This is a genomic window from Ruminococcus sp. MCC718 (genome assembly GCF_018783905.1).
Classification (GTDB): Bacteria; Bacillota; Clostridia; order Lachnospirales; family Lachnospiraceae; genus Hominisplanchenecus; species Hominisplanchenecus faecis.
Map to the genome: position 1 here is coordinate 1 of NZ_WQNP01000013.1, position 20,726 is coordinate 20,726.

Genomic DNA, 20,726 nt, shown 5'->3' on the forward strand with positions numbered 1-20,726 from the left:
CAGTGAGTGCTTAAGCGAAAAGCTTTCTCAAGCCAAAATACAGAACATTAAAAAGCAGAAGTAAAGTAACGAAAATTTGCTGCCGTCACTGTGCCTCTGCTTTTTTACTATCTTGATGCGGAACGTTTTGATTCTAAAAATTTTCTGCGTGTACCAGCGTGGCAAAAGGCTGTTTCCTGCCAGCGTGTAAAATATGATATGAAGTGTTTTTAAAAACTATGGCCGTTCAAAAACGTACAGCAATGTGCAAAATGAACAATTCCCAAGAAGGCACTTTTACGTGCCCTTCGGGGAATTTGTTCATTTGCACATGCAATACTGTTCATTTGTAAACAGTATTTAAAAACACCTGACATTTCCATTCCTTACACCTGCCGGGAAACCAACGGTAATTTTTTATTTTTTAAAGGAAGCTCTCTTTCTCAGCTTCGGATCCAGAATTTTCTTACGGATACGCAGATGGTTCGGTGTTACTTCCAGAAGTTCATCAGTATCGATGAAGTCCAGGGCTTCTTCCAGGCTTAAGATCTTAGGCGGTGTCAGTTTCAGAGCATCGTCAGATCCGGAAGCACGGGTGTTGGTCAGATGTTTGCTCTTGCAGACATTCAGCTCGATGTCCTCTGCCTTACCGTTCTGTCCGATGACCATACCGGAGTAAACTTTTTCACCAGGTCCGATGAACAGGGTACCACGCTCCTGAGCACTGAACAGACCGTAAGTTACGGACTCGCCATCCTCGAATGCGATCAGAGAACCCTGTTTGCGGTACTGGATATCTCCTTTATAAGGTGCATAACCGTCAAACATGGTATTCATGATACCATTACCCTTTGTATCGGTCATAAATTCGCCACGGTAACCGATCAGCCCACGGGAAGGAATACAGAACTCCAGTCTTGTGTAACCGCTGCTGGCAACGCTCATGCCCTGCAGTTCACCCTTTCTCAGAGACAGCTTCTGGATAACGGTACCGGAGAATTCTTCCGGAACATCCACATAAACCAGCTCCATTGGCTCTAATTTCTTGCCACGTTCATCTGTTTTATACAGAACTTCTGCCTTGCTTACGGCAAATTCATAACCTTCACGACGCATGTTCTCGATCAGTACGGAAAGATGAAGCTCACCACGGCCGGAAACCTTGAAGGATTCAGTTGTCTCGGTTTCCTCGACACGCAGGCTGACGTCTGTGTTCAATTCCTTGAACAGACGGTCGCGCAGGTGGCGGGAAGTGATAAATTTACCGTCTCTTCCGGCGAGCGGACTGTCGTTTACGATGAAATGCATGGCAATCGTCGGCTCGGAGATCTTCTGGAACGGAATTGCTTCCACATGATCCGGCGAGCAGAGTGTGTCACCGATGTGCAGATCAGCGATACCGGAGATCGCTACGATGGAGCCGATCGTTGCTTCGTTTACTTCTACTTTATTCAGACCGTCAAACTCATACAGTTTGCTGATCTTTACTTTTTTCTGTTTGTCCGGATCGTGATGGTTGACAAGAACGCAGTCCTGGTTGACACGGATGGTTCCGTTATCTACTTTACCGACACCGATACGTCCAACGTATTCATTGTAGTCGATGGTACTGATCAGAACCTGAGTTCCGGCAGTTTCATCACCCTGCGGAGCAGGAATATAATTTAAGATCGTCTCGAACAGCGGAACCATGTCTTTTGGCTCGTCATCCAGACTTAAAGTTGCATAACCGCCTTTTGCAGAAGCATAAACAAACGGGCAGTCAAGCTGTTCGTCGGAAGCGTCCAGATCCATAAAAAGTTCCAGGATCTCATCGATGACTTCATCCGGTCTTGCTTCCGGACGGTCGATTTTGTTGATACAGACAATAACAGGCAGATCCAGATCCAGTGCCTTACGCAGAACGAATTTTGTCTGAGGCATGGCACCCTCGAAAGCATCTACCACGAGGATAACGCCGTTTACCATTTTCAGTACACGTTCCACCTCACCGCCGAAGTCTGCATGTCCCGGAGTATCAATGATATTGATTTTTGTGTTCTTGTAAAATACGGCGGTATTTTTGGATAAAATGGTGATACCGCGTTCACGTTCAATATCGTTGCTGTCCATAACACGTTCGGCTACTTCCTGATTTGCTCTGAACACACCGCTCTGCTTGAGCAGCTCATCTACTAATGTAGTCTTGCCGTGGTCAACGTGTGCGATAATGGCAATGTTGCGTACATCTTCTCTAATCATAAATAATACACTCTTCCTTTTGTATATGTTGTTTTTCGTTTTTCGCATCTAAACCACTACAGAGTTTATCACATTTTTCCCAGATTACAAGGGATTTAAAAAAATTTTGAAGAAAAATCGGAAAACAGACATATTGAAACCATCCGCAGAATATATAAAACTATGCGGTGTTGCAGATGAAGACACCGGAAAATACAAAAAGAGCTTCATAGGGAAGGGAGAACTGTTATTTATGGCAGATAAGATTATTGAAAACAATCAGGTAACGATCATAGGAGAGGTTGCATCACCATTTGTATTCAGTCATGAAGTATTCGGGGAAGGTTTTTATATGGCTGACATACTGGTCAAGAGACTGAGCGACTGTTCTGACTGCATTCCGGTTATGATATCGGAACGCCTGATTGACGTAAGCAAAGATTATCGAGGAGAATATGTCCAGATCAACGGTCAGTTCCGTTCATACAACCGGCATGAAGAAAAGAGAAACCGTCTGGTACTTTCTGTATTTGCAAGAGAAGTCAGCTTTGTGGAAGAAGAGACCGATAAAGCAAAGACAAATCAGATTTTTCTGGATGGCTATATATGCAAAGCACCGGTTTACCGGAAAACACCTCTTGGAAGAGAGATTGCAGATATGCTGATTGCAGTGAACCGGCCGTATGGAAAATCGGACTATATCCCATGCATCTGCTGGGGCAGAAATGCCAGATTTGCGGCGGGATTTGAAGTCGGTGGCCATGTACAGATCTGGGGACGTATCCAGAGCCGTGAATATGTGAAAAAATTAGAAGGAGAGGAAGCACAGAAAAGAGTGGCGTATGAAGTGTCTGTCAGTAAATTAGAGTATATCTGAGAAGCAGAGATCTGCAAAGATCTGATATTCTTGCTTTTTTTGAAAAAATGGTGTATAACTGTTCAAAGATATGTGAAACATTCTTGAATTTTTAACGAGGTGCATAATGGATAAAGGTTCTATACATATTTACTGTGGCGAGGGAAAGGGGAAAACCACCGCAGCGATCGGACAGGGGATACAGGAAGCAAGTCAGGGGAGAAGCGTTATCATTATACAGTTCATGAAGGAAAGAAATGCAGAAGCAATTGGTTTTGTGCAGCGTCTGGAGCCGGAGATTAAACTGTTCCGTTTTCAGAAGGCAGAAGAGGCATTTGAAGATCTTCCGGATGCCGAAAAAGCAGAAGAGATCAAAAATCTCAAAAATGCACTCAATTTTGCAAGAAAAGTATTGGTCACGGAAGAATGTGATGTGCTGATTCTGGATGAAGTTCTGGGACTTGTGGAAGCAGGGGTGATCGAAGCAGAAGAACTGCGTGCCCTGTTTGAGGCAAAGGGAGAATATACCAGTCTAATCCTGACCGGGATCTATCCGGCGAAAGAAATCTGGCAGTATGCAGACGAAGTAACGGAGATGGTCACAGCATATAAAGCGGACAGTAGCGGACAGTAGTGGAATCTTCTACGCTGAGGTAAAAAAGTCAACCCGGCAGTTGACAATATATTTTGACAATGATAAGATTATAAACAAATCAGTGTCTGCACGGAGAAGTACGTGCGTACCGGTTTGAGTATCAAAGGGGGCAAATATCTGTTGACCCCGATATCATGTATAAGTTTGATAGAGGTTGCGTGTTTCAAGAGTAAGTCATCCGATGTATTCAGGTACAGGTGAAGGTGGCCAAAAGGGGAAAACGCCGAAAGCTGGATTGCACCTGAAGCTTGCAGCTTGGGCATGGAGCTAAGAACTCTATGACTGTCATCGAATGACGATGGGGCGCTATCTGAAAGAATACAGTTTTTATCATTTGTTTATTCTTTGGGACAGACCTGATCGCTCGGGTCTGTCCCTTTTATGATACAGAAGCTGTTCTGTTCAAGTCAGATGCACCTGGGATCTGTCATATGGTTCCGGCAGGCTTTACTGACATTTATCCGACAGGATCGCTGTGCATTCTACAGTACAAGTATCAGTTTTATAGCGTTTCAGCCAGTTCAGATTAGGAGGAAAAACTATGGCTATTTTTACAGGAGCAGGTGTGGCAATTGTAACACCGATGCATGAAAACGGAGACGTAAACTACGAAAAATTAAGTGAGATTCTGGAAGAGCAGATCGCAGGCGGCACAGATGCCATCATCATCTGTGGAACAACCGGAGAATCATCCACACTGACACATGAGGAACATCTGGATGTGATCCGCTATACCGTTGAAAAAGTGGCAAAGAGAATCCCGGTTATCGCCGGAACCGGTTCTAATTGTACAGCAACTGCCATCTACCTTTCCCAGGAGGCAGAGAAGGCAGGAGCAGATGCCCTTCTTCTGGTAACACCGTATTATAATAAAGCAACACAGAACGGACTGATCGCACACTATACAGCAATCGCAGAGTCTGTAAAACTGCCGATCGTTCTCTATAATGTACCGAGCAGAACCGGCTGCAACATCCAGCCGCAGACAGCCGTATATCTTGCAAAAAATGTAGAAAATATTGTGGCGATCAAAGAAGCAAGCGGAGATATTTCACAGGTTGCAACTCTGATGCAGATGGCAGACGGATGCATTGATCTGTATTCCGGAAACGATGACCAGATCGTGCCGATGATGTCCCTTGGAGCAAAAGGTGTGATCTCTGTACTTTCCAATGTAGCACCAAAAGAAACACATGACATTGTTGCTCTTTATAATGAAGGAAAAGTAAAAGAAAGCTGTGATCTGCAGCTGAAGGCACTGCCTTTGATCCATGCACTGTTCAGCGAAGTAAATCCGATCCCGGTCAAAAAAGCTCTCAATCTGATGGGAAAAGAGGTCGGACCGCTTCGCGGACCGCTCTCCGAGATGGAAGAGGAACATGCAGCAAAACTGGCAGAAGAGATGAAAAAGTTCGGCATCAAACTGGCAGAATAATGGATAATGCCAGAGTTACTATGTAACGGAGCGATTCGTAGGCATTATTCTTACATGAATGTAAAGCGAGGAAAAAGCAATGGTAAAAATCATTATGCATGGCTGCTGCGGACACATGGGTCAGGTGATCTCACAGATCGTAAAAGAGGATGCAGATGCACAGATCGTAGCAGGCATTGATCCGTTTGATAACGGAAAAATGGAATACCCGGTATACAAAAGCCTGGAGGACTGCAAAGAAGAAGCAGATGTTGTAATTGATTTCGCATCTGCAAAAGCAGAGGACGCACTGCTTGATTACTGCGGAGCACATAAACTCCCGGTTGTAGTCTGCACAACAGGACTTTCAGAAGAACAGCTTCAGAAAGTGGCAGAGACAGCAAAAAAGACTGCCGTCCTGAAATCTGCAAATATGTCACTTGGTATCAACACCCTGCTGAACCTGTTAAAGAGTGCTGCAAAAGTACTGGCAGAAGCAGGATTTGATATGGAAATCGTAGAAAAGCATCACAAACACAAACTGGATGCACCGAGCGGCACGGCTCTGGCACTGGCAGACAGTATGAATGAGGCACTGGGGAATGCCTATCATTATACTTACGACAGAAGCGACCGAAGAGAAGAGCGTGATCCGAAAGAGATCGGTATTTCCGCAGTTCGCGGCGGTAATATCGTAGGTGAGCATGAAGTGATCTTTGCCGGAACAGACGAAGTGATCGAGTTTAAGCATACTGCATATTCCAAGGCGGTTTTCGGAAAAGGTGCCGTACAGGCAGCCAAATTCCTGGCAGGCAGAGAGCCTGGACTGTATGATATGCAGGATGTGATCGCAGCGAACGCATAAAGAAACAGAAAACCAGAATGTCGTTTTATCATCTTTTGGATGGTGAAACGACATTTTTCGCAAAAGCTTAAGGGGATAAAACAATCGTAAAAAGAATGGAGGAAATTTTATGTACAGACGATTTCTGACGGCAGGAGCAGCCGCAATGCTTGCAACCGCACTTTTGTTATCCGGATGCAGCAAAAAAACGCAGACTGATACCGCAAAACAGACCGAGACGCAAACGGTAACAGAGAGCAGCACGGAAAGTGAAAGTTCCTCTGAAACGGCAAAAGAGACACAGGCGAAGGGCAGCACAAAAGAAACAGCCAAAAAGAAAGCAGAAAGTGAGACTGCAAAAGAGAAAGAAAGTACATCAGAAAAAAACAGGGAAACACAGACTGACAAGGAAAGTGCCGCATCGGAAAAAGAGACAAAGCAGAGCACCGGAAGCAGCGAAACAGTGAACTCTTCGGAGGTACATACCGTGATCGGGACGCTGGAAGAGCTGAGCATGGATCAGGTAGTGTTGCTTTCCGATAATGGAAATGAGCTTGCGTTTTCCACGGATGATGTAAAAATCGATCTGCCGTACGGTATCCGGATCGGCAATCTGGTTTCTGTAGATTACACCGGAAAGATCACGCAGAAAGGTACCAAAAAGGCAACTGCTGTGCGTATTGCGGGATCGGCTGATGTTTTCGAGAGCGATGCAGAAACAGAAACGAAGGCGGATGCATCAAAGAAGCAGACGGTAAAAGGAACACTGGAAAAGATTTCCATGACCGGCATGACGATTAAAACTTCTGACGGAAAAGAAGTGAAGTTCCGGATTGTACAGGTTCCGCTGTATTTAGAAAAAGGTCTCACAAAAGGAATGTCTGTGAAGATTACTTATCGCGGAGAACTGCAAAGCGAGGACTCCGATCAGGAAAGTGTGGAAGTGGTCAGGATCCAGAATGCAGACTGAGGAAAATCGCTGGAAGAAGTGCAGAAAACATGCATTTATGCCGGAATCTGAGAATGCAGATATGAAATCTGAGTTATAAAAACTTTAGAATTGTTTAGAGTTAAACTATTTTTATGTACAGTCAAGTATGCTATGATAATGCAAAGATATCAGGATTATGTGAGTGCAGAGCATGGAATGATCCGCAGAGTATCAAAGTTAATGGCTTTTGACATCAATATCATGCCAGAGGAGGAATCAGGATGGGCGTACAGATTGTATATACAAGCCGCACCGGCAATACGGAGAAACTGGCAGAAGCAGTTTTTGCGGCAGTGCCGGTAAAAGAAAAAAATGTAAAACGAATCGAGGAGAGAACAGAACGGGATGACGGAGAGATGTATCTGGTTGGGTTCTGGACGGATCGCGGGACAGCGAGTTCGGAGATCTTGGATCTGCTTGGAAAGCTCCACGGGAAAAAGGTTGCACTGTTTGGAACCTGCGGCATGGGGAATGTGCCGGAATATTATGACCGGATTTTAAACGGAGTTGCAGCATTTATCCCGGAGGACTGTGAATATCTGGGCGGATTTTTATGTCAGGGCAAGATGCCGATCCAGGTTCGCAAACGCTATGAGGCGATGCAGAACACTTCCAATACACAGCAGGTGGAGATGCTGCTTCACAACTTTGACGAGGCACTTCTTCATCCGGACCGTCAGGATCTGAAAGCGGTGGCAGATTTTGTGAAAGGATTGTTCTGAAAAAAGATGGGAAAATCAAAAGAAGTAAAGACAAATGCCATGCGTATCCTTGAGAGGAACAAGATTCCGTATAAAGAGTATACGTATGAGTGTGATGAATTTGTGGATGCCCTGAAAGTGGCAGACACACTCGGACAGCCATATGAGCTGCTTTATAAGACACTGGTCACGATTGGAAATAGCAGAAATTATTTTGTGTTTGTGATACCGATCGCCGAGGAGCTGGATATGAAAAAGGCAGCCAAATCAGTCGGCGAAAAATCCGTTTCCATGATCCATGTCAAAGATATCAATCAGGTCACCGGTTATATCCGCGGAGGCTGTACGGCAATCGGCATGAAAAAGCAGTATGTGACGAGAATTGATGAAAGTGCACAGAAACTGGAGAAGATGATCGTCAGCGGAGGCCGCCTCGGCGTACAGATCGAGCTGAAACCGGAAGATCTGAAAAAGGCAAGCAGGGGAGAGTTTGCCGATATTATTTTCAAACAGCCGGAATAAGTACGGACAATCAGCAGGGATTTCATTCCCATCGGATACCGCTTCCGGCGGATTGTAGAGTTAAACAGCATCTGAGGTAAGAGGCAGATGAAAGAGAAGGAGAAGAAAATGGAAAAGAAAAAAAAGAAATGGCTTTCGCTGTTTCTTGCCGTGATCCTGGCATTTACCGGTCTGCCGGTATCACTGATGGCAGCAGGAAATGCAAAAAGCCAGACACAGGAAACAACGAAGATCCTGCCAAGCCAGACATCGGGAGGGGTCAACTGTTTTTCCTACGAATCATTCAGCGGAAAGAGCTGGACGTACAATGATGACGAGGCATATATAGACCTCGGATCATCGAATGAGAAGGCAGAAGAATGCTTTTACAGGGTAACGTTTAAGGGAAATGCCATCGAAGTTTTTGCAAACAAGAGTCACAACCACGGAAAAGTGAAATACCGTGTGGATGACGGAGCAGAGACACTGGTGGATCTTTATGAGAGCAGCCGTACCACGCCGCAGTCTGTATATAAAGCAGAAAACCTTACGGAAGGTGAACATACGCTCTATGCAGTTACGCAGAAGGAACGCAGTGGCAGTGCGGTAGTCAATCAGGTGGCTTATGTACAGGTCACACACAGCCCGTACATTGCAAAAGATTTTAAACTGAAAGATCAGGGGATTTCCTTAAGTGTCGGACAGAGTTATGCAATCTCTTACAGCTATACACCGTCTTATGCGACACTGAACGATATGTCCTATACAACTTCTGATGAAAATATTGCTTCTGTCAGTGCACAGGGAACGGTTACTGCAAAGAAAAGCGGAACGGCAGTGATCACGGCATCCAGCCAGAAGGCAGGGATTTCCAGAACAATGGAAGTGGAAGTGCGAGAGCAGGGAAATACGCTTGGCGGCACCGTCACCGATCATAACACGCAGTACACCCAGAAACGTTTTGCGGAAGTTTCGGTAAAGAAAAACCGCAGCGAGACGCTGACTGCCTGGAAGAATGACCGTGCAGTCAGTGAACTGGTCTTAAGTGCGATCGGTGGAGATTTCACAAATGTAGCGATCCAGGCATCCGACCTGACGGACGGCAAAAAGAAGATCGCAAAAGAAAATGTGACAGCGACATTCATCCGTTCCACAAAAGCTTATGTTTATGGATATATATATGGAAATGATGTTCCGGAGGCAACAGAAGAGAACCGTGCGGAAGCGTCGGATATTCTCTGGCAGAGTACGCCGATCGACATAAAAGCAGATACACTCCAGCCGGTCTTGGTTGAGTTTGCGATTCCAAAGACAGCAAAATCCGGCACTTACAAAACACAGCTGACCGTAACAGCAGATCGGCTCGATAAGCCGCTGGTGTTTGAGTATGAAGTGCGTGTGCAGAATGCAGAACTTCCGGATAATTACAGAGATACCTTTGATATTGAACTGTGGCAGTATCCGTATACGAGTGCAGAATATTATAGCGTAGAGCCGTTTTCCGATGAGCATCTGGAGATCATGAAGTCCTCCATGGAGCTCTATAACAAAGCAGGCGGACATGCGATCACTGCTTCGATCATCGAAGATGCCTGGGACGGACAGACATACAGTGCAAATGATGTACATTATCCATCTATGATCAAATGGATCAAGAACGGAGATAGCTTTACATATGATTATACCGATTTTGATAAGTGGGTAAGCTTCAACAAATCCCTTGGAATCGGGGATAAGATCGTGCTTTACAGCGTGGCACCGTGGCACAATTCTTTCACTTATTGGGAGAACGGCAAGCTGGTAAAAGAAGGATTTTCTGTGGGAAGCACACGTTATACCACACTCTGGACGGACTTCCTTACCGATCTTACCGCACACCTGACTGAAAAAGGCTGGTTTGATGACAGTTACATCGGCATTGATGAGCGTGGATTTTCCGGCACCGCTTTTGATCTGATTGAATCTGTGAAAAACAAGGACGGCAAATGTTTAAAGACAGCCGGAGCGATGGACAGCTTTGTGGAAAAGAAAGAGCTTGCCATGCGAGTGACAGACCTGAACGTCGGAGATACGGCGGCAGCCGCACATCCGGCAGATTTTGAACAGCTGGTAAACGACCGGGAAGCAAAAGGACTTCGCACTACTTTATATTCCTGTACCGGCCACAGACCGGGCAACTTCTCCTTAAGTGCACCGGTGGAAAGTTACTGGTCGATCGTAAATGCAGGCAAATCCGGCACGGCAGGATTTCTTCGCTGGGCGTATGATGCCTGGGTGGAAGATCCGCTTGATGATACCACACACAGCAAATTTGAGCCGGGTGACTGTTTCCTGATCTATCCGGACGAAAAAACAGCACAGAATCCGATCAGCAGAAGCTCGGTAAGACTGGAGCGTATGGCAGAGGGCGTGCGTGATGTCAACAAGCTTGCTGTGATCAAAAAAGAAGCACCACAGCTGGCAGATCAGATTCAAAAACTTTATGCGGGTATTTTAACAACTGCACAGGGCGGACATCCGGCCTTTCTGACCGATGCACAGATCACGACGCTGTCTGCTGAGATGGACACTTTCCAGGCGGGCATCGCCAGTCTGACAGATCAGTATATCAAGCTGACGGGAAGAACGGAAGAGAGCGAAACGGAGACAGAGAGCGAAACAAAGAAGGAGACCGAAAGCGAAACAAAACCGACAGAATCCGAAACAGCCGCAACAGAAAAAACAGATCCGAAGCCGCAGCCGGATACAAAAGAGAGCGAGACAAAACAGCAGGTGCCATCCACAGAGACACCGGAAAAAGCAAAACCGGCGAAGGTAAAAGGTCTTTCCGTCAAGGCAGTTTCGAAAGGGAAACTGGTTCTGAAATGGAAAAAAGTCAGAAACGCAGATGGTTATGTAGTTTATCGTGCCGATAAGAAAAAAGGCAAGTATAAGAAAGTTAAAGTCTTAAACGGAGCCAGAAAGATAAGCTTCACCAATAAAAAACTGAAAAAGAAGAAGACGTACTACTATAAAGTATGTGCTTACCGCAAAGTGGGCAAAAAGAAAGTTTATGGCAGTTATTCTGCGGTGAAGAGCAGAAAAGTAAAATAAACGAATACAAAAAAAACAGGAATTATGTTTAGTGAATCAGGATATGCTCCCTTCTGGGCAGACAGGTGAAATAATAAAAAACTTGTCACTCAGGAGGGAGCATATTTTATCTCAGTCGGAGATTGTACTCCCACTGAGAAAGACTTGTTATTACTCATCACTTGCAGAAGTGGGAGTCTTCTCGACTGAGATAAAATACAAATGTTTACTGTAAAAATACATAAAGTGACCGAGATTGAAAAAAATGACGGAATTTGTACGAGATGCTGAAAAAAGGAAAAAAGTTACATTTAGGATCAAATGTAACGTTGTATGTGCAAAAAAGATATGCTATTATATATCTAAGCCTCAGAATAGTTGTAAAAATGCACAAAAATCAGAGAAAAAAGTGTGTAAAATAAACGAAAATTAAAAATCCACTTGACTTCAAGTACACTTGAAGTGATAAAATAATGATGAAGGTAAACATTTTACTATATGTAAAACTTTCAAACTCATTCAAAAGGGAGGAAAAGGGATATGAAACAAAAAAAACTGTTGTCTGTTTTACTCGCAGGAGCGATGGTCGTAAGCGGCGGCAGCATTTCTGGTCTGGAGGGGATTATACCGGAAGTAGTCGCAGCAGCATCTTCTACCGAATGGAACGGACAGCCGGGGGTATTTCAGGTGAACCGCGAGGCGGCAAGATCGACCTTTTACAGCTTTGATACAGCAGAAAAGGCAAAAGCGAAAGACCGGACGAAATCTTCATTTTACCAGCTTTTAAATGGAGATGACTGGAAATTCAGCTGGGCAGTCAAACCGGCAGACCGTATCGGTGCAAAAGATGCCAATTTTAACCAGAAAGATTACGATGACAGCAGCTGGGATAACATTACCGTTCCAAAGAGCTGGCAGACCTATGTAAATAAAGACGGTTCCTGGAAATACGATCCGGTGATCTATTCCAACCAGAACTATCCGTGGATGAATGCAGAAGGAAAAGCTTATAACAAGTACAAAGTAGGCGATGCCCCGACAGAGTGCAACCCGGTCGGAACATACCGCAAGACCTTTACAATCGATTCAAGCTGGAAAGACCGCAACGTTTTTATCAACTTCGAAGGTGTTGGTTCTGCCATGTATCTGTGGGTAAACGGCAAATACATCGGATATGCAGAAGACAGTTTTACAAGAGATGAATTTAATATTACCGATGCACTTGATTTTTCAGAAGGAAACGAGAACGTGATTACCGTAGAGGTTTACCGCTGGTCCGACGGAAGCTACATCGAGAACCAGGATATGGTAAGACTTTCCGGTATCTTCCGTGATGTCTACCTGACATCCAAAGATGACGTGGAAATCCGTGATTATACGGTAGTTACCGATCTGGATGACACTTACACAGATGCAGACCTGAATGTCGATGTGGATGTACGCAATCTTTCCGCAGAGGATGTGAGCGGATGGAGTGTAGAAGGAAACCTCTACGACAGCGAAGGCAAGCTGGTGACAACCACACCGCTCACCGGAACAGTTACTTCTTTTGACAGCGGGACGAAAGAAGCAAAAGTAAGCCTCACACAGCACATCACCGATCCGGAAAAATGGAGTGCAGAGAAACCGAACCTCTACAACCTGGTTCTGGAACTGAAAAAAGACGGTGTGACAAAAGAAGCGACACAGACCGATGTCGGCTTCCGTGAAGTGGAGATCACCGATGCAAATACAGACGATGCAAGACTTCGTGTAAACGGTAAGGTTATTACGATCACCGGTGTGAATCGTCATGAGAACGATCCGCAGGATGGATGGTATCTGACGGAAGAAGACATGAGAAAAGACATTGAGCTGATGAAAGAGCTGAACATCAATGCCGTTCGTACTTCTCATTATCCGAATGATCCGACTTTCTACAAACTCTGTGACGAGTATGGTATCTATGTGATGGATGAGGCAAACGTAGAGTCTCACAACGGACGAAGCCAGTACAAAGTGCCGGGAAGCCTTCCGGGATATGTTCAGGCAGCAGAAGACCGTGCCATCAATATGCTGGAGCGTGACAAAAACTATCCATGTGTTATCATGTGGTCACCTGGAAATGAGACGGGAGCCGGTGATTCCCTTCAGGCAGAAATTGATTATTTCCAGAATAACGACGACACCAGAGTCGTTCACTATCAGGGCTGGAATGATAATGCAGGCGTAGATGTATGGTCCAACATGTATCCGAACATTGGAAAACAGGTTAAAAATTCAAAGAAACCATATCTGATGTGTGAATACCTGCATGCAATGGGCAACAGCTGCGGCGGTATGAAAGAATACTGGGAAGAAATCCGTGCCAACGGCATCCTGCAGGGTGGATTTATCTGGGATTTCGTAGATCAGAGCTATAATACACCGATTCTGGATTCTGACGGAAACTGGGATGGAAAGAGCACTTACTGGGGCTATGACGGAGACTGGAACCACGGAACTTATACCGATGCGGACGGAAACACCAAGAGCTATTCTTCCTGGAAATCTGGAAACACGGACTTCTGTGTCAACGGTATCGTATCTCCGGACCGTACGCTCCAGCCAGAAGCTTATGAAGTAAAGCGTATTTATCAGGCACTGCAGATGCAGCTCAAGAATCAGGCTTCCAAGACTGTTACGATCAGCAACGAATGGATCGATACCAATGCAAACGAATATACCATGAAATGGGAAGTTATGAAGAACGGAACTTCCGTAGAAAACGGAACGATGGATGTGGATATCCCGGCAGGTGAAAGCAAAGATGTTGTGATCCCGTTCACCACACCGACCGATGCGGCAGCAGGCGATGAATATTTCCTGAATATTTCATTCGTAACAAAGAGTGACGATCAGTTCACCTGGGCAGACAAAGATTTTGCAGTGGCAGAAGCACAGTTTGAACTGGATTTCGCAGGAACCGATGCAGCAGTAGAGGCAGTGGATACCTCCAAACTGGAAGATATCAAGACGTTTGAAGAGACAGATGATGACGTAAAAGTAGCAGGTGACAACTGGACCGTTTCCTTTGACAAGAAAACCGGTGAGATGACTTCTTATCAGTCAAACGGAAAAGAAATGATTGCAGAAGGCATTGAGCCGAACTACTGGAGAGCTTCTACGGATAATGATAAAAAAGAATCCGTGGATGCAAAATGGAAAACAGCAAATGAGAACGTTCAGATCGATGAAGTGAGCGTTAATAAAGAAAACAAAGTGGTTTATGTTTCCGTAGCACGTACACTGAAAAACTGTGCGGATTCCAAAGACCGCATCACTTATGCAATCTATGCAAACGGTGAGATCGTTGTAAAAGCAACCATGGCTCCGAACTCCAACATGAGCAACCTTCAGAGAGTCGGCACACGCCTGCAGCTGGCAGCCGGACTGGACAACCTGACCTGGTATGGCCGCGGCGAGTCGGACAGCTACAGCGACAGAAAGACCGGATACGATGTCGGTGTATGGAACAGCACCGTAGATGAACAGTTTACCAATTATGTTTACGCTCAGGAAACCGGAAACAAGACCGATGTCAGATGGATGGCAGTAACCGATGCAGACGGTGACGGACTGCTGGTTGACGCACAGGATCACCTGCTGGAGATGAGTGCACTGAACTGCACACAGGAAGCACTGGAAGCAGCAAAACATCCGTATCAGATCGAACGCACAGACAATACCGTTCTGACGGTCGATTATGCACAGATGGGACTTGGAACCGCAAGCTGCGGACAGGCAACCCTTTCCAAATATCTGCTTGGAACAGGTAAAACTTACAGATATACTTACCGCCTCAAACCGATCAGCAAATCTACAAGCGAAGAGCTGATGACAGAGAGCAAAAAGAATTATGCAGATGAAACCGCACTGCTGAACGGCATCAAAGTCGGCGGACAGGCACTGGAAGGATTTGACAATGACATCACATCTTACAGTGTAAACGTTTCTTCCCTGTCCGGAACAGTTCCGGAAATTACAGCGGAAACAGTATCGGATGATGTAAGCGTTGAGGTCACAAAACCGGAAAGTCTTCCGGGCACAGCAACCGTAAAAGCAACCGCAAAGAGCGGATTTAGCAGAACTTACACGATCGAGATCAAGAATGATACTTCCATTCAGCTCTCAGATCTTGGATACGATACTGCAAGAAGTACATCCGGATACAACGGAATCCATGTAAACGAGGACAATGCAGGTACAGAACTTGACCTCTATGTGGAAGGCAAACGTACAAAATTTGAAAAAGGATTTGGTGTCAATGCCGATTCTGCACTGTATTTCGATGTTTCCAAACTGAATGCAACACGCCTTCAGGGTTATGTCGGAATCGATGCTCATAAAGCAAAAACACAGGATGGAGCGTATCCGATCATCAAACTGGACGGCAAAGAAGTATGGAAAGGCGAGCTGATGAAACATGGTCAGAACGCACAGTACTTCGATATCGAGATCCCGGCAGGAACAAAGGAAATCTGCCTGTATGCAGACAAAAATGTCAAAGACGGACATGATATGGTGAGCTGGTGCGATACCAAGGTCCAGTTAAGCACAGAAGAACTGACGACAGTATCCCTGACCTTAAAAGAAGATGCAGCAGTCAGAATGGATCGTTCTGCAAATATTCTTTATAATGTTCCGGCAGGCATGACAAAAGCACAGCTCTTTGAAATGTTTGAGTTTGGCGAGGGTGAAACCTTATCAATGGAAGATCCGTATAACGCATCCTTTGACGAGGATGGAGCACCGGTGGCAACAGGATATCTTGTGAAACTTCGCAAAGACGGAACCGTAGCAGATACTGTAACCATGGCAGTAAACGGAGATGTGGACGGAAGTGCAAACGGAACACTGGATATCTCTGATATCAATACACTCCGCGAAGTACTGACAGGCAAAGCCACATTCGATGCGGTCAATACTTATGCAGCCGATGTAAACGGTGACGGCAAAGTAGATCTTGCCGATCTGACAGCCCTGAAAGTGCTCGCAGGAGTCGGAGCAGATATTGACGGTGCAAAAGAAGCAGCAACGGTAAAATTAACGGCAAAAGATAACACAGCACAGGAAAACGGAATCGTAGAAGTGACAGGAAGCATTTCCCAGACATCCGAAAGCAGCAGCTCTGCAATGATGGCAGGAAGCTTCATGCTGAAATATGATACAGCAACTTATAAATTTAACGGCATCGCACTGGCAGACGGTACAGAAGGAAATATTTCCGTAAAAGAAACAGCAGACGGTGTGCAGGTAGTTTACGATCTGACAAAAGCAGTTGCAGTACAGGCAGATCTGTTCAAAGCAAGCTTCAGCCTGAATGAAAATGCAGAAAAGAAAGAGACAAGTTTCTCCGTTGAAAATCTGACGATTGCCGGAAAAGATGCACAGATCGATGCTTCCGCAGAAGAAGTAAAAGTAACACCGGCAGGCGGAAAAGATACAACACCGGTTACCGGGCAGAAATATGTATACTTAACCGCAAAAGTAGACGAAGCAAACGGAGTTTACGGAACCGATACCGAAGAATCTGATAAATATGGTCTGTTATATATGGATGTGGCAAATTCCGTATCCGGCTGGGGCGGCTTCCATGTCAACGAATACGATGGCGGCGAGAGCACAAACAAAGGCGAGCTGAGCATGAATGTTGACGGTGTACGCAAAGTCTTTGCACAGGGCTTAAGTGCAAATACCGATGCAACCCTGACCTTTGATTTAAGCGGCATCAAAGCAGAACGCTTTGAAGGTTATGTGGGTATTGACTATACAAAATCTACCAAGACAAACCGTGACGGTGCAAACTTTATCTTCTATAAAGACAGTATCAGCGAAGAGAATAAACTGGCAGAGAGCGGTGTGATCCTTCAGCCGGACAATGCAAAACTGATGAACGTTGATCTGACAGGCGTAGAGAAACTGATCATCTACATCGATAAAGTCGGCGGAAAGAATGATGACTGCGTAGACATTGCAGATGCAAAAGTTTATGTAAAAGAAGACGATAACACACCGGATCAGCCATCCAAAGACGAACTGGAAGAAATCAAAAACCAGGCAGTCGCAGCAAAGAACGATGCTGAGACCGCAGCAAAAGCCGCAGAAGCAGCAAAAGCAGATGCAGAAGCAGCAAAGGCAAAAGCAGAAGAAGTAAAAGCAGCCGCAGAAGAAGCAAAGAAAGCCGCAGAAGAAGCAAAGGCAGCAGCCGATGTTGACAAAGCAGCAGCAGAAGCAGCTCAGGCGAAAGCAGAAGTTGCACAGAAAGCAGCAGAAACTGCAGAAGAAGAGGCAAAGAAAGCACAGACCGCTTCCGAAGCAGCCCAGGCAAAAGCAGAGGCAGCACAGAAAGCCGCAAAAGAAGCAGAGGATGCAGCAAAGAATTATGCAAACGATGCAGAAGCAGCAAAAACAGCCGCGGAGGCAGCCAAAACAACAGCTGAAAATGCAAAAAAGGATGCTGAGACCGCAGCAAAAGCAGCAGAAGCAGCCAAAGACTCCGTAAGTGCACAGAAAGGCCTTGCAGAGGCAGCCGCAGGTGCTGCAAAGGCAAGTGCGGATGCAGCGAAAGCAGCTCAGGCAAATGCAGAAGCCGCAGCGAAAGCAGCCGAAGAAGCACAGAAGAAAGCAGAAGAGATCCTTGCAAAAGCCCAGAAAGAGGCGGAAGAAAAGAGAGCCGAAGCACAGAAACAGTTAGAAGAAGTGCAGGCAATGCAGAAACGTCTGGAGAGCCAGCTGACTAAGACAGAATTTGCAGCTAAGAAAGTGAAAGTAAAAGCTGTCAAAGGTGTTAAGAAGTCTGTGAAAGTCAACTGGAAGAGCGTAGAAGGAGCAGACGGATACGTGATCGAGTACGCTAAGAAAGCAAACTTCAAAGGCAAAAAGACCGTTACCGTTTCCGCTTCCAAAAAAGCAAAAACGATCAAGAGACTTTCCGCAAAGAAAACGTACTATGTAAGAGTCAAAGCATACAAAGTAGTGGATAACGAGAAAGTTTACACCGCTTACAGTGCAAAAAAGAAAGTACGCACAAAATAAGAAATAAAATTATGAGGTGTTCCATAGAATACTGGTCATAAAAGAGAGAGGCACCGTGACGGTAAAGTTTCCGTCACGGTGTCTCTCTTTATAGAGATGAATAAAATGCAGGAAATCGCAGTGATTGATTATCATCAAGCTGCATAGAGACTCTTACGAAGAAGGACAAAAATGACAGTACCATATGAGATGGAAAGATGGTACAATTGTCACAGCGACCACTTACTCGGCAAGTAGCGAAGCGGATTGTGAATGTCCGCTTTACGTGGCATCCAATATAGAAAGAGAGGAAGAGCATATGAACGAACTGTATGAAGCCATTGAGCAGAAAATCAAAGCCTCCGGATATCCGAGAGCGATTTCCGGAGAAGATGTATACAATGACATCTGCGACCAGATTGACGGAAAGGAGAACGGAACCTATCTGCTTCTGTCAAAATTTGAGGAGGATGTGGTGTTTGAATACCACATCACGATCCAGGATGAGGATTTTAACCTCGGAATTCTGACCATGCGGACACCGGAAGGTGTGTTTGAAGCAGATTTTGATGCGTGAATCAATTAAGGTGCATTTTTCAGGGGAAGAAGGTAAAACAGGGTATATAATCCGGTTCAGTTTTGACGATATTCGACTAAGGTAAACGTTTTGCGTTCTGATTTTACAATTCCCTCCGCCTTTAATTTTTTCAGTTCCCGCATCATGGCACTGCGGTCAACGGAAAGATAATCGGCAAGCGTACTTAAAGAAAAGGGCAGCGTAAAGCTGTCTGAATGCTGCTCCTGTGCAAGTTTTTCGAAATAGCACAGGAGTTTTTCTTTTGTTGTTCTCTGAGAGAGGATTTCCAGATGTTCTCCAAGGGCGATCGCTTTTCTGGAAATCAGCTGAAGAGCATTGCTGACTAAAAGACTGTGGAAACTGCAGGCATTTGGGCAGCGTCTGATCAGGTGGGCATAGTCGATAAACTGGATCTTGCAGCTTTTGGTGCAGATCACCTGCAAAGAATCGCCGTTTGGTGACAGGGCGGAAAGTGCCGAGCCGAAGACATCTCCGGTTTTCAGGTATTCCAGAATGGTCTGGCGGCCGTCCAGGTGTGTGCGGATGATGGCGGCTTCTCCTTCCAGAAGATAGCCGATGCGGTCGGGATGGTCAGCATAGAAACAGACAGTCTCATCGGTGGAAAAGGACTTCTCGGCTGCCTGGAAACAGACCATCATGCGATTGTATTCTTCCGGTGTGATACCGTCAAAAAGAGAAAGTTTTGTATTCATAAATACCTCCGTTTTTTCTTTTTCCGTGCAGAAAAAAGCGTTTGCAGTGTTGTAGAGATGCTGGTCGCAAAAAGGGAAAAACTTATAGGAAGAAAATATGCATGTGCAAATGAACGAATTCCCCGAAGGGCACGTAAAAGTGCCTTCTTGGGAATTATTCATTTTGCACATTGCTCAATATCGTCACTGAGCTTCTTCCTTTTTGTCGACCAGCATCTTTTATACACTTCAAATATTGTACGTTTGTACAGAAAGAAGATATAGACTCCGTACCGTGGTTGCTTGCGAGTTTTCGAACACTTGCTGCGTTTTGATGGAAAAAGTTGCATATGCAACAGAAGATTCTGCTGATACAAAGTATAGTATAAACATAACAAAAAAGCAAATGATAATTTAAACATAATAAAAAGCTTAAAGCTGCACAGGGCATTTTAAAACAAGAATAAAAAATGCAGCTGTGAAGATATAGAGCATTCACAAAACCACAGGAGGTAAAGAATAGCTGAACAAAACTTATAAAAATATATAAACAACTGTTGAATTTTGTAGGTTATTAGTATAGAATAATATTGAAAGGAAGTGATGCTTTGAGTAAATATTATTCTATACATGAATTTTCAAAAATTATAGGTGTATCTGCACAAACGTTGCGAAATTGGGATTCTAACGGAAAACTTCATCCGCATCATACTACAACAAGTGGATATAGATATTATTCTGATGAACAGCTCAGCCAAGTAATGAATGTAAAGCCTAGAAATCGCATTACAATCGGATATTGTCGTGTTTCAAGTCATAAGCAAAAGGATGATTTAGAACGACAGATTGATAATGTGAAAACATATCTTATGGCAAAAGGACAACCGTTTGAGATAATAAGTGATATTGGTTCTGGCATGAACTACAAGAAAAAAGGACTTCGGGAACTAATCAAACGCATTTCTCAAAATCAGGTTGAAAAGGTTGTTGTTTTGTATAAAGACAGGCTTTTACGTTTTGGTTTTGAGTTGGTAGAATATATAGCTTCGCTATATAACTGTGAAATTGAGATTATTGACAATACTGAAAAATCTGAGCAACGAGAACTTGTTGAAGATTTAGTACAAATAATCACAGTATTCAGTTGTAAGCTACAAGGAAAACGAGCGAATAAAGCTAAGAAACTTGT

The 20,726-nt window shown here is 44.8% G+C and carries 13 protein-coding genes and 1 riboswitch; of the genes, 11 read left to right on the forward strand and 2 right to left on the reverse strand.

All coding sequences use genetic code 11. The annotated features are described in order from the left end of the window. Nucleotides 1-396 precede the first annotated feature (396 nt). Entirely contained in the window at nucleotides 397-2,220 is a 1,824-nt protein-coding gene (gene typA / locus GPK60_RS01365) for a translational GTPase TypA (RefSeq protein ID WP_226911932.1), read from the reverse strand. Between the two features lie 232 nt (nucleotides 2,221-2,452). On the opposite strand from typA, the gene GPK60_RS01370 reads away from it, so the two are divergent. The 10 genes from GPK60_RS01370 (at nucleotide 2,453) to GPK60_RS01415 (ending at nucleotide 18,845) form a co-directional block, all read left to right on the forward strand. Continuing rightward, nucleotides 2,453-3,076 (forward strand): single-stranded DNA-binding protein, encoded by a 624-nt coding sequence (locus GPK60_RS01370; protein WP_147630965.1) that lies wholly within the window; start codon nucleotides 2,453-2,455, stop codon nucleotides 3,074-3,076. A 106-nt stretch (nucleotides 3,077-3,182) separates the two neighbouring features. After that, entirely contained in the window at nucleotides 3,183-3,689 is a 507-nt protein-coding gene (locus tag GPK60_RS01375) for a cob(I)yrinic acid a,c-diamide adenosyltransferase (RefSeq protein ID WP_022119419.1), read from the forward strand. A 161-nt stretch (nucleotides 3,690-3,850) separates the two neighbouring features. Further along, a riboswitch (Lysine riboswitch) is annotated at nucleotides 3,851-4,027 on the forward strand. A gap of 224 nt (nucleotides 4,028-4,251) precedes the next feature. Beyond that, entirely contained in the window at nucleotides 4,252-5,145 is an 894-nt protein-coding gene (gene dapA / locus GPK60_RS01380; RefSeq protein ID WP_147630966.1) for a 4-hydroxy-tetrahydrodipicolinate synthase, read from the forward strand. A 79-nt stretch (nucleotides 5,146-5,224) separates the two neighbouring features. Beyond that, the gene (gene dapB / locus GPK60_RS01385; protein WP_147630967.1) at nucleotides 5,225-5,989 is read left to right on the forward strand and encodes a 4-hydroxy-tetrahydrodipicolinate reductase; all 765 of its coding nucleotides are present in this window, start codon (nucleotides 5,225-5,227) and stop codon (nucleotides 5,987-5,989) included. Between the two features lie 109 nt (nucleotides 5,990-6,098). After that, nucleotides 6,099-6,938 carry a hypothetical protein gene (locus tag GPK60_RS01390; protein WP_215658715.1) on the forward strand — a complete coding sequence of 280 codons (840 nt, stop codon included), beginning with the start codon at nucleotides 6,099-6,101 and terminating at the stop codon, nucleotides 6,936-6,938. Nucleotides 6,939-7,180: 242 nt separating this feature from the next. Further along, entirely contained in the window at nucleotides 7,181-7,681 is a 501-nt protein-coding gene (bilS, locus tag GPK60_RS01395; RefSeq protein ID WP_215658716.1) for a flavodoxin family protein BilS, read from the forward strand. Between the two features lie 6 nt (nucleotides 7,682-7,687). Continuing rightward, the gene (gene ybaK, locus GPK60_RS01400; RefSeq protein ID WP_022119414.1) at nucleotides 7,688-8,182 is read left to right on the forward strand and encodes a Cys-tRNA(Pro) deacylase; all 495 of its coding nucleotides are present in this window, start codon (nucleotides 7,688-7,690) and stop codon (nucleotides 8,180-8,182) included. 108 nt (nucleotides 8,183-8,290) lie between these two features. Continuing rightward, the gene (locus tag GPK60_RS01405) at nucleotides 8,291-11,254 is read left to right on the forward strand and encodes a glycoside hydrolase domain-containing protein (RefSeq protein ID WP_215658717.1); all 2,964 of its coding nucleotides are present in this window, start codon (nucleotides 8,291-8,293) and stop codon (nucleotides 11,252-11,254) included. A gap of 519 nt (nucleotides 11,255-11,773) precedes the next feature. Next, nucleotides 11,774-18,289 carry a glycoside hydrolase family 2 TIM barrel-domain containing protein gene (locus tag GPK60_RS01410; RefSeq protein ID WP_215658718.1) on the forward strand — a complete coding sequence of 2,172 codons (6,516 nt, stop codon included), beginning with the start codon at nucleotides 11,774-11,776 and terminating at the stop codon, nucleotides 18,287-18,289. A 184-nt stretch (nucleotides 18,290-18,473) separates the two neighbouring features. Beyond that, nucleotides 18,474-18,845 carry a hypothetical protein gene (locus tag GPK60_RS01415; RefSeq protein WP_330589951.1) on the forward strand — a complete coding sequence of 124 codons (372 nt, stop codon included), beginning with the start codon at nucleotides 18,474-18,476 and terminating at the stop codon, nucleotides 18,843-18,845. A gap of 56 nt (nucleotides 18,846-18,901) precedes the next feature. On the opposite strand, the gene GPK60_RS01420 is transcribed toward GPK60_RS01415, so the two are convergent. Next, nucleotides 18,902-19,558, reverse strand: a complete 657-nt coding sequence (locus tag GPK60_RS01420) for a Crp/Fnr family transcriptional regulator (RefSeq protein WP_173896520.1) — start codon at nucleotides 19,556-19,558, stop codon at nucleotides 18,902-18,904. Between the two features lie 587 nt (nucleotides 19,559-20,145). Between GPK60_RS01420 and GPK60_RS01425 the strand changes: the two genes are divergently transcribed. Beyond that, nucleotides 20,146-20,726, forward strand: a 581-nt coding sequence (locus tag GPK60_RS01425) for an IS607 family transposase (protein WP_215658719.1), incomplete at its 3' end; no start/stop codon positions are given.

What these genes read in the sequence shown, in the direction of transcription:
- typA (WP_226911932.1), bottom strand. Translation starts at nt 2,220, where the DNA reads ATGATTAGAGAAGATGTACGCAACATTGCCATTATCGCACACGTTGAC.
- GPK60_RS01370 (WP_147630965.1), top strand. Translation starts at nt 2,453, where the DNA reads ATGGCAGATAAGATTATTGAAAACAATCAGGTAACGATCATAGGAGAG.
- GPK60_RS01375 (WP_022119419.1), top strand. Translation starts at nt 3,183, where the DNA reads ATGGATAAAGGTTCTATACATATTTACTGTGGCGAGGGAAAGGGGAAA.
- dapA (WP_147630966.1), top strand. Translation starts at nt 4,252, where the DNA reads ATGGCTATTTTTACAGGAGCAGGTGTGGCAATTGTAACACCGATGCAT.
- dapB (WP_147630967.1), top strand. Translation starts at nt 5,225, where the DNA reads ATGGTAAAAATCATTATGCATGGCTGCTGCGGACACATGGGTCAGGTG.
- GPK60_RS01390 (WP_215658715.1), top strand. Translation starts at nt 6,099, where the DNA reads ATGTACAGACGATTTCTGACGGCAGGAGCAGCCGCAATGCTTGCAACC.
- bilS (WP_215658716.1), top strand. Translation starts at nt 7,181, where the DNA reads ATGGGCGTACAGATTGTATATACAAGCCGCACCGGCAATACGGAGAAA.
- ybaK (WP_022119414.1), top strand. Translation starts at nt 7,688, where the DNA reads ATGGGAAAATCAAAAGAAGTAAAGACAAATGCCATGCGTATCCTTGAG.
- GPK60_RS01405 (WP_215658717.1), top strand. Translation starts at nt 8,291, where the DNA reads ATGGAAAAGAAAAAAAAGAAATGGCTTTCGCTGTTTCTTGCCGTGATC.
- GPK60_RS01410 (WP_215658718.1), top strand. Translation starts at nt 11,774, where the DNA reads ATGAAACAAAAAAAACTGTTGTCTGTTTTACTCGCAGGAGCGATGGTC.
- GPK60_RS01415 (WP_330589951.1), top strand. Translation starts at nt 18,474, where the DNA reads ATGAGATGGAAAGATGGTACAATTGTCACAGCGACCACTTACTCGGCA.
- GPK60_RS01420 (WP_173896520.1), bottom strand. Translation starts at nt 19,558, where the DNA reads ATGAATACAAAACTTTCTCTTTTTGACGGTATCACACCGGAAGAATAC.